This window comes from Micromonospora sp. NPDC057141 (genome assembly GCF_042670805.1).
Classification (GTDB): Bacteria; Actinomycetota; Actinomycetes; order Mycobacteriales; family Micromonosporaceae; genus Micromonospora.
In genome coordinates, this window is the sequence record NZ_JBHUVA010000052.1 from 39,425 (window position 1) to 46,433 (window position 7,009).

General features: G+C 76.5%; 5 protein-coding genes and 1 pseudogene. All 6 read right to left on the reverse strand.

Annotated elements, in window-relative coordinates:
• Nucleotides 1–12: 12 nt before the first annotated feature.
• Nucleotides 13–516: pseudogene (locus ACFT41_RS22610) on the reverse strand (DNA primase); the annotation flags it as partial.
• A gap of 1,084 nt (nucleotides 517–1,600) precedes the next feature.
• The gene (gene cydC / locus ACFT41_RS22615; RefSeq protein WP_377588575.1) at nucleotides 1,601–3,478 is read right to left on the reverse strand and encodes a thiol reductant ABC exporter subunit CydC; all 1,878 of its coding nucleotides are present in this window, start codon (nucleotides 3,476–3,478) and stop codon (nucleotides 1,601–1,603) included.
• On the reverse strand, nucleotides 3,475–5,238 hold the full coding sequence (gene cydD / locus ACFT41_RS22620) for a thiol reductant ABC exporter subunit CydD (protein WP_377588576.1): 1,764 nt from the start codon (nucleotides 5,236–5,238) through the stop codon (nucleotides 3,475–3,477). The genes cydC and cydD overlap by 4 nt, the downstream gene beginning before the upstream one ends.
• Nucleotides 5,235–5,381, reverse strand: coding sequence for a hypothetical protein (locus tag ACFT41_RS22625; protein WP_377588577.1), 147 nt, complete (start codon nucleotides 5,379–5,381; stop codon nucleotides 5,235–5,237). Before ACFT41_RS22625 ends, cydD begins: the two co-directional genes overlap by 4 nt.
• Nucleotides 5,382–5,403: 22 nt before the next feature.
• The gene (locus ACFT41_RS22630) at nucleotides 5,404–6,309 is read right to left on the reverse strand and encodes a M56 family metallopeptidase (protein WP_377588578.1); all 906 of its coding nucleotides are present in this window, start codon (nucleotides 6,307–6,309) and stop codon (nucleotides 5,404–5,406) included.
• 10 nt (nucleotides 6,310–6,319) lie between these two features.
• Nucleotides 6,320–6,793, reverse strand: a complete 474-nt coding sequence (locus tag ACFT41_RS22635) for a BlaI/MecI/CopY family transcriptional regulator (RefSeq protein WP_377588579.1) — start codon at nucleotides 6,791–6,793, stop codon at nucleotides 6,320–6,322.
• Nucleotides 6,794–7,009 lie beyond the last annotated feature (216 nt).

The following is a 7,009-nucleotide window of genomic DNA, read 5'->3' on the forward strand; positions in this document are numbered from 1 at the left end:
CCCTGGAACGGGTCAGTCGCGCCAGTCCACGACCGCAGAGATCTTGCCGACAATGGTGCGCCACCCGAGGCTCGCCGTCTGCGCGCCGATCTTCTTCAGCCGCCGTCGACCGAGGAAGCCCCCGATCCCGCCGTTGGCGGTGGCGCGCAGCGCCTCGTCCAGGTCGTCGAGGCTGGAGCCGGCGGAGAGCATGTCCAGCACCGCGGGAAGCCGCAGCCCGTACGCCACGTCCCGGGCGACCTCGCCGGCTTCGATCAGCAGGGTCGAGTCCCAGGTGTCGTGCCCGCCCCGCAGGTTCTCCACGACCAGGTCGAGCTCGTAGGTGTCCTCGTCGAGCGGGACGATGTCGGCCGGTTCCACCCGTTCGGACAGTTCATTCCAGCTGTCCAGTTGAGACATGTCATTGGGTGCGCCGGACCTGACGAAGCTGACGAGAGACTCCGGCGTCTTGAACAGCAGCAACTTGCCCCGGTGGCTGAGGAAGACCGGAACCTCCTCGTCGCCCGCCTCGTCCTCGTCCTCGGCGTCGTCGGAGTCCGGCTCCTCCGGTTCGTCGGCGTCGGTGTCGGCGGCGTCGTCGGTCGACTTGTGGGGGCGGGACTTCCCGTCCGCCTCCTTCGCCTCCTCCGCGTCGGCCTTGGCGAACTCGGCGGCCAGTTCCTCGTCGAGGATGACGACCTCGTCGTCGTCCTCGGGGTCGGCCTCGACCGCCTGCCTGCGGGCCAGGAACGGATCGTCCTGATCGCGCTCGGCGATGTCGGTCGGGGTCAGCTCCCGCGCCGGCCGGTACGCCCGCAGCGTGAAGCCGGTGCCGGCGGGCAGGGCGATCTCGACCGGGTCGATCCGCAGCTCGTCCCAGAGCGCGCGGTCGGCGTCGCGCGCCGACGGGCGCCCGGCGTCCTCCTCGACCTCTACGACCTCTTCGGCGGTGCCGTCGGTCTCGTCGAGCTCGGGCTCGTCGGCGTCGGGCCGTTGGGGCGACTGGCGGGCCACGCTGACCTCCGTGTGCTTCGGGCTGCCCACCCGGCGGCGTCTCCGGCCGCCGAGTGACTCTGGGCACATACCCTAGTGGGCGACTCCGGGCGGCCGGTGCCCGCACCCCGGTGGCGGCCTGCCGGCCTGACCTCGCTCGCTGCCCGCATCTGGACCCCGCCGTGCCCCGATCACTTTCGGTGATGATGGCGGGGGTTGTTGGCCGAGGGTGATCGCCTTACTCGGCGTAGCGATTCTCTGGCCTGCCCATGATGGCCCGCGACCCCTTTGCTCTGCACCCATCCGCGCAACACTCGGCTGGGCTGTGCATCTGCGGAATCGGGCGGGGCGGGTGGTCCAGCGCTTGGTCACTCTACGTCAAGCGTTGCATGCGGATGCAGAGCAAAGGGTTGGAGTGGGCGTGGCGGTGCCGGGCGCCCCGGTTGCGTTGCGTCACGACGACGCGCGCGGCATGCGGGCATGCGGGCGTCCCAGGGCCGGCCGGTCGGTTCGCGAGCAGCCAGGACCGGGCCGCCCGGGCGGACAGCCCGACGGACCAGGCGTACGGGCCACGCCGAGGACGAACGCGGCGGTGGGGCGGCGGGTCCGAAGGAATCCCGGAGCTGGCTCAGGGGCGGGGCGCCAGGGCCAGGTATCCGCGCTCGGCCGCCTCCTGGAGCAGCCACTGGTCCCGGTACCAGCCCGGCGCGGCCACCAGCTCGTCGTGCCGGCCGCGCTGAGCCACCCGGCCGGCGTCGAGCACCACGATCTCGTCGAGGCCCGCGAGCCCGCTGAGCCGGTGGCTGATCAGCAGCACCGAGTGCCCGGCGGGGGTCGCCGCCAGCGCCGAGGCGAGCACCGCGTCGGCGGCGACCGGGTCGAGCCCCTCGGTCGGCTCGTCGAGCACCAGCACCCCGGGCGCGGCGAGCAGCGCGCGGGCCAGCGCGAGGCGCTGCCGCTGGCCGCCGGAGAGCTGACCGCCCTCCTCGCCGACCACGGTGTCCCAGCCGGCCGGCTGGGCGTGCACCCAGTCCAGCAGGCCGGCCGCCCGGGTCGCGGCGGTCAGCTCCGCCTCGTCGGCGGTGGGTCGGCCGAGCAGCAGGTTCTCCCGGACCGTGGCGTGGAAGACGTACGCCTCGGCGAGCAGGCCGCCGACCGCCCGTGGCAGCTCCTCGACCGGGTACGCCGACAGGTCGGCCCCGTCGAGGGTGACCCGGCCCTCCTCGGGGCGCACCGTGCCGGTGAGGACGGCGGCGAGGGTGCTCTTGCCGGCGCCGCTCGGCCCGACCACGGCGATCCGGCGGCCGGCCGGCAGATCCAGGGTGAACCGGTCGAGGGCCGGGGCGGCACCGGCCCGGTACCGCACGGTGGCCTCGTCGAAGCGCACGTCGGGCGAAGCCGAGCCGACGGCGGCGCCGACGGCCACGGCCCCGGCGACCGGGGCGGCCCCGACGGCGGCGGGCGCGTCGACCCCCGGGGCGGTCAGCAGGGCGGCCACCCGGACCAGCCCGGCCCGCAGCTGGGTGCGCTGCCGGGCGGCACCGACCAGCGCGAGCGCCACCTCGACGGCAGCCAGGGAACCCACCGCCAGCACCCCGACCAGCACTCCGCCGACGCCGCCGCGCAGCGCGGCGACCACCACCGCGCCAGCGGTCGCCCCGGCGACCAGAACCCCGGCGGCGTCCACGGCGAAGCCGGTCGCGGCGAGCCGCCGTTCCAGCCGGGCCAGCCGGCTGGCCCGGTCGGCGGCGGCGTCCAGGGCGTACCCGGTGGCGCCGAACGCGGCCAGGTCGGCCGCGCCGTGGGTGAGGTCCACGGCGTCCGTGGCGAGCGCGCCGCGCAGCGGGGCCACCTGGTCGGCGGCGTGCCGGGTCAGCGCGGTGGCCGCGAGGGGCAGGGCCACCCCGGTGACGAGCAGGCCAAGGGCCAGCACCCCGGCGGCGGGGAGCGAGACGACGGCGGCCCCGGCCACGGCCAGCACGCTGACCGCAGCGGCGGCGGCCCCGGGGACGAGTACCCGCAGCAGCAGGTCCTGTACGGCCTCCACGTCGGACACGAGCCGGCTCAGCGCGTCCCCGGTGCGCTGCCGGGCGGCGTCGCGCCGGGCGGCCAGGGCGGCGAAGACCCCGGCCCGGACGTCGGTGATCATCCGCAGCACGGCGTCGTGGCCGGCGAGGCGCTCGGTGTAGCGGAACACGCCCCGGCTGATCGCCAGCGCCCGCACCGCGACGATCGCCACGGTGAGCCGGTCCAGCGGCGGCCGACCGGCGGCGCTCATCAGCAGCCAGGTGGCGGTGGCCATCAGGGCCAGCCCGGCGAACTCGGTGGCGGCGGCGAGTAGCCCCGCGCCGACCAGCCGGCCCAGGTACGGCCGGGCCAGCCGCAGCACGGCCCGCTCGGCGGCCCGGACGCCCCCACCTGCGGGCCGGGTGCTCCCGCCGGTGGTCGGGGTCGCGTCGGCCGGCAGCGGGTTGGCGACGGCGTCGTCGGTGGGGCCGGTGCTCATGGGGCCGCTTCCTCTCCGGCCGGCGCGGCAGCCACTCCCGCGCCGGGGCTGGGAGCGGCCGGGGCGGCAGCCGCCGCCGGGCCGGGTGCCGCCGGGCCGGGGGTCAGCTCGGTGACCCGGCCGCCTTCGACCCGCAGGATCCGGTCGGCGTCGGCGAGCAGCGCCGGACGGTGGGCCACCAGCAGGGCGGTCCGCCCGGCCACGAGTCGACGGGTGGCGGCCAGCACCCCGGCCTCGCTTGCGGTGTCCAGCCGCGCGGTCGGCTCGTCCAACAGGACCACCGGCGCGTCCCGCAGGAACGCCCGGGCCAGCGCGACCCGCTGCCGCTGGCCGCTGGACAGGCCGTGCCCGCGCTCGCCGAGCACGGTGTCGAGCCCGTCGGGCAGGGCGGCGACCACCTCGTCCAGCGCGGCGGCGGTGACCGCGTCGGTGAGCGCGGCGTCGGGCGTGCCGGGGGCGCCGAGCCGGATGTTGTCGGCCAGCGCGGCGGCGAAGAGGTGGGCCCGCTGCGGCACCCAGGCGACCTGTCGCCGCCAGCCGTCCCGGTCCGCGCCAGCCAGGTCGACGCCGTCCACGGTGACCCGGCCGGCCGTCGGGGCGACGAAGCCGAGCAGCAGGTTGAGCAGGGTGCTCTTGCCCGCGCCGCTCGGCCCGACGATCGCGATCCGCTCGCCGGGCCGGATCGTCAGCGTGACGTCCCGCAGCGCCACGGTGCGCTCGTACGCGACGGTCACGCCCTCGAACCGGATCTCGCCGCGCCCGTCGGGGACGGGCCGTGCCCCCTCGGCCGTGGGACCGGCGGCGGCCGTCGGGTCGGCCGCGGAGAGCGTCAGCGCCTCGTCCAGCGCGGTCAGCCCCTCCATGCTGGCGTGGAACCGACTGCCGGCAGCCCGCAGGGGAAGGTATGCCTCCGGGGTGAGCAACAGCACCAGCAGCGCGGTGGACAGGGTCAGCCCGCCGCCGAGCAGCCGGATGCCCACCGGCACCGCCACCAGCGCCACCGACAGCGTGGCGACCAGCTCCAGCACCAGCGCGGACAGGAACGCGATCCGCAGCGTCCGCATCGTCGCGGCGCGGTGCCCGTCGGCCATCCGGCGGACCGCCTCGACCTGGCCCCGGGCCCGGCCGAACGCGCGCAGCGTGGGCAGCCCGGCGACCATGTCGAGGAAGTGCCCGCCCAGCGTCGACAGCCGCCGCCACTGCCGCTCGGTGGTGGCCTGCGCCTGCCAGCCGAGCAGCGCACCGAAGACCGGGATCAGCGGCAGGGTCAGCGCGATGATGACGGCGGAGCCCCAGTCGGCGAAGGTGATCCGGGCCAGCACGGCCACCGGGACGGTGACGCTGAGCACGAGCTGCGGCAGGTAGCCGGTGAAGTAGGCGTCCAGGGCGTCCAGCCCGCGCCCGGCCAGGGTGGCGAGCTGCCCGGCCCGCTGCCCGGCGACCCAGCCCGGCCCGTGCCGGCCGACGGCGGCGAGCAAGTCGGCCCGCAGCGCCGCCTTGACCGTCGCGGCGGCCCGCGCCGCCACCGTGCCCTGCGCCCAGGCGACCACTGCCCGCACCGCCACGGCGCCCAGGAACCCGGCGAGCGCCGGCCGGGCCAGCCGCCCGTCGAGCGCGGCGGCCAGCACCGTGGCCAGCGCGGTGGCCTGCCCCACGACCAGCAGCGCCGTGAGCCCGCCGAGGACCGCGAGCACGGCGAGGTCGCGCCGGGCCGCGGGGACCCGGCGCAGCAGACGCGGGTCGAAGGGACGGCGGTTCACCGGTTCACCGGTGCCCTGCCGTCGGTCCGTCCCCGGAACACCCACCAGCACATCGCCTGGAAGCCTAGTAGGGCCGGCAGGAGCGGCAGCACCAGGCAACCCGGCAGCGCCAGGAGCGGCCCGCCGGCCGCCACGTCGGCCATGTCTCAGGGATCCGCAGGCCGGTCAGCTCAGGAACAGGGAGACCGGCAGCGCGACGAGGGTGGCCGCCACCGCCAGCGCGGCGGCCCCGAGCAGCCGGGGCGGCCGGTCGGCGACCAGCAGTCGCTGGACCCGTACGTCCAGGTCCCGGTCGCCGAGGCCGAGGGTGCCGGCCGGGGCGATCCGGTCGCCGGCCGCCGCGAACCGGCGCAGCGCCCCCGCCAGGGGAGCCTCGGCGTGCAGCTCGCGGGCCTTGTCGTCGGCGCGCATCTCGACCAGCAGGGCGACCCGCTCGTGCGCGTCGCGCACCCAACGGAACCAGGGCAGCGCCCGGCACAGCGCGGTGAACGGCAGCAGTACCAGGTCGTGGCGCTCCTGCGCGTGCGCCCGCTCGTGGGTCAGCACCGCCGCCAACTCGGCCCGGTCGAGCATGCTGAGGGCCCCGGCGCTGACCACCACCCGGGGCTTCACGCCCGGCAGGCAGTATGCTGCCGCGCCCGGATGGTCCAGCACCAGCGCCCCCGGCACCTCCGGATCCCGCCGGGCCACCAGGGCGAGCAGGTCCCGGTGCCGCCGCTGGGCCCGGACGGTCGCGTGCACGCTGCGCACCGTCGTGGCGAGCAGCACCGCCCCGATGCCGAACCCGACCCCGACGAGGCCGAGGTGGACGGCGCCGAGCCCGGCCGGCAGGGTGCCGTGGGCCAGGTCGGCGGCCAGGGCGAGCAGCGCGCTCCCGGTCGGCCGGTCGTACGGGGCCACGCCGAGCGCCATCGGCAGGCCCATCGCGGAGAGCCCGAGCGCCAGCCCGACCGCCTGCCAGCAGACGATCGCGACCCGGGGGGCCCGCCACGTCCAGGTCGACGCGGCCAGGACCTGGGCGGTCAGGTAGCAGGCCAGGACCGTCGCGGCGAAGTGCACGGCGTACGCCATGACGCCGGCCCTACCGGTCCGTCGCCTCGTCGGCGAGGGCCGGCTGCCCGGCCCGGTCGGCACGCGGCCCCTCGACCCGGTCGGTCAGCGGGCCCGCCCCGGTGCGCTCGGTCAGCGGGGCGCCCGCCTCGGCCCCTAGGGCGGCGCGCAGCACCTCGGCCTCGGTGCCGGTCACCGACCGGGCGAAGCGCACCAGCGCGGCGTCCCGGCTGCCGCCGAGGTCCAGCGCGTCGAGCATGAGCTGGGCGATGTGCGCCTCGCGGCTGGCCGCGGCCTGGTAGCGCCAGGCCCGCCCCTCCCGCTGGCGGCGCACCATGCCCTTGCCGGCGAGCCGGTCCAGCACGGTCATCACCGTCGTGTACGCCAGCTCGCGGCCATCGAGGGCCTCGGCGACCTCGCGCACGGTCACCCCGTCCGACGTGCCCGGGACGGTGTCCCACAGCACGTCCATCACCGCCCGCTCAAGATCACCCAACCGAGTCACGGAGCAATCCTACCCCCCGTAGTAGACCCCTCCCAGCGGCGGGACACGTGAGCTGACCCCTCACGCGGACCTCAACCGGAACAGGTTTTCGGGGGGGAGCCCGCCCACGCAGGGATCAAGCCTGACTGTGAGGCTAGCCGTGTCGGCCCGGAAGGTGATGGGCTGATGCCTGGTGGCAGTAGATGTGACTCTAACCCTGACTGGCTTTGTGCCTTT

What these genes read in the sequence shown, in the direction of transcription:
- ACFT41_RS22630 (WP_377588578.1), bottom strand. Translation starts at nt 6,309, where the DNA reads ATGGCGTACGCCGTGCACTTCGCCGCGACGGTCCTGGCCTGCTACCTG.
- cydC (WP_377588575.1), bottom strand. Translation starts at nt 3,478, where the DNA reads ATGAGCACCGGCCCCACCGACGACGCCGTCGCCAACCCGCTGCCGGCC.
- ACFT41_RS22625 (WP_377588577.1), bottom strand. Translation starts at nt 5,381, where the DNA reads ATGGCCGACGTGGCGGCCGGCGGGCCGCTCCTGGCGCTGCCGGGTTGC.